3 protein-coding genes and 1 pseudogene are annotated in these 2,211 nt (G+C 40.5%); all 4 read right to left on the bottom strand.

What is annotated here, in order from left to right:
• Window positions 1–495, bottom strand: a pseudogene (locus ACIFO6_RS17205) (P22 coat protein - protein 5 domain protein); the annotation flags it as partial.
• 29 nt (window positions 496–524) lie between these two features.
• The gene (locus tag ACIFO6_RS17200) at window positions 525–1,142 is read right to left on the bottom strand and encodes a DUF4355 domain-containing protein (protein ID WP_430042257.1); all 618 of its coding nucleotides are present in this window, start codon (window positions 1,140–1,142) and stop codon (window positions 525–527) included.
• Between the two features lie 402 nt (window positions 1,143–1,544).
• Window positions 1,545–1,931 (bottom strand): hypothetical protein, encoded by a 387-nt coding sequence (locus tag ACIFO6_RS17195; RefSeq protein WP_430042255.1) that lies wholly within the window; start codon window positions 1,929–1,931, stop codon window positions 1,545–1,547.
• On the bottom strand, window positions 1,921–2,211 hold a 291-nt coding region (locus ACIFO6_RS17190), incomplete at its 5' end, for a phage portal protein (RefSeq protein ID WP_430042253.1). The genes ACIFO6_RS17195 and ACIFO6_RS17190, both read right to left, overlap by 11 nt.

Below are 2,211 nucleotides of genomic sequence, written 5' to 3'. Positions count from 1 at the left end.
TTCCGGCACATTATTTTCATCCAACAGTACGCCTAAATCAATCAGCAAATCATAGGCTGTATCTTTAGTTGGAATTACAGGCGTTGTATCGTTACCCATCGTATTCTCAGCTTTTACCTCTGTGTAGAATCCAGCAAGATACTGATCCACTACATTGGCGAGTCCATAAGAGGCTTCCACAATTCCACCATCCAGCAGATTCACATTCGCTTGCGCAGCATCTACATCATCCACCTGAAAATTAAAATACTTCGCTTGATCGATCACTAATGTTTTTTGTGTAGCATCCAGTTCCTGTGGATTCCCGATTCCAGCTACTTTGTCATAATTGCCAATCATCACCGCTCCAATCGAATTAATTTTCACTGTGGAACCCTGACCTTTAATCTCACCTTCATAATCAGTGTTGACCACGTTCCCATATACCAAATTCTTTTTCAGACTTTCATTTAAACGTGCGCTCCAAATCGTAGGAATAAAATGTTGTACTGTCATATTCTAATCACCCTGTCCTTTTCTATTGATTATTGTTTGTTTTGTAATGCTTGTTTGACTTGATCCCAATGCTGATTAATCTCGTTTGGCGACATGCCTTTAATCGCATCCAATGTAAATGTGTTACCTGTTGAACTAGCCGGAGGAGTATAGCCATCTCCTTTGAGTCGTTGCTCAACTTGCTGTTGAATAGCCAGTTGGAGTGATTGTTCCAGCATAGCCAAATTCGCTGTCGTCGCTTCTTCATCTGTACCAATAAAAAAATCCACTAACGGGAGTGGAAGTTTCTTCTCGGATGCAATTTTGATCGCTTGGCTGGTCAACCGTTCACGCTGCTTCTCTAGCTTCATATTTTCCACTTCGGCACGTAGCTTTTCGACTTCGATGTCTTTCTCATCCTTTGCCGGGAATCGCTTCTTGATCTCAACATCCACTGCACTTTCCAAATGATTGGCTTTCCACGTTTCCAGCGATTTAGCTGATCGTTTGTCCACGGTGCTATCGAACCAACTTTTTGCTTGCGGATTAGATTGGATATATTGCTCCATCCCCTCCACGCTATACGGATTCAAACCCTGAAGATACGCTTGCCATTCCTCATTCGTTTGGTTTTCTTCGATCAACTGCTTCACTTGTTCTAAATTCATTTTCGATAATCTCCTTTATCGCCCATTCGACTCACAGAACCGAACACGCTTATGTATGTATTAAGCCGTTTAATGTCATGCTCAGGACAGCAATGTAACGCATTAGAAATCACAAAAACGAGGAAAAGGTACAAACATGCCCACTCCCCACTTTTACCTATTTTTCATCCTTTGTTTATATAGCTTTTTGACAGCCTAAAGCGTTACATCAAGCCTATTGTTTGCCTAAACTTCAGAAACGTATATGTATGCTGAAACTGTATAATATTGAATATCATGTTCAAGACAATCATGTAACGCATTAGAAAACGCAAAAGTGACGAAAAGGTACAAGCATGTCAACTCCTCATTTTTACCTATTTTTAACCCTTTGTTTATAGGGCTTTTTCAACCTCTAAAGCGTTACATCAAGCCGTCTTTTTGTCTGAACTTCCGAACACGCAATCTAATATTTTCTTTTCTCGTTTTACCTCTGCATTTGTCACAATATTTCTGCCGATTCGAATTTGCCGAAAATGTTCCTCCACAACGTGTACAGTTCACCCTCGGCTTCGCTGTCTTAGGATCAGTCTCTACATTACGTTCAGACTTATATTCTTGATCCAACTTCTCATCCATTGGCAAAACTCCATTTTCAAAATAGATACAACGGGGAAGAACATCGGCTTGAGCGAAAAATACACATGGGCCATCTTGTAAACAGCAATAGTTTGGGATACCGTGCTTTGCTCCAAGATAGCATGCACAATTATTCTTAACTAACCGCTTGAACCTATTTTTATTCTGCATCTGATACCTCCTTATCCGTAGCAATTAATCGTTGCTGCTCCGCATGAAATTTATTGAATTCCAGCTTGGGATTCTCTACAAACGGTAACAGTGTTAGCAATGTTTCCTGAGATACGACTTGCTGCAATTTAACGATTACATCTGCCATCCCAACCAAATCTGTCGGCAAATTACGAGTAAACTTCACCGCAATATCCCGGTAATCATATTGCACACCTTCTTTAATATGCAGGAACGTGAAGAAATTCCGAATTCGCTGCTTGATTGCCTTTTCCATTAA

Origin of the sequence: Paenibacillus sp. NRS-1781 (assembly GCF_050467745.1) — a bacterium.
Taxonomy (GTDB): domain Bacteria; phylum Bacillota; class Bacilli; order Paenibacillales; family Paenibacillaceae; genus Paenibacillus; species Paenibacillus terrae_A.
Note: the sequence above shows the minus strand (reverse complement) of the source record. Positions and strands in the feature narration are given on the sequence as shown.

Coding starts and splice junctions, on each gene's coding strand:
- ACIFO6_RS17200 (WP_430042257.1), bottom strand. CDS start 1,142: ATGAATTTAGAACAAGTGAAGCAGTTGATCGAAGAAAACCAAACGAAT.
- ACIFO6_RS17195 (WP_430042255.1), bottom strand. CDS start 1,931: ATGCAGAATAAAAATAGGTTCAAGCGGTTAGTTAAGAATAATTGTGCA.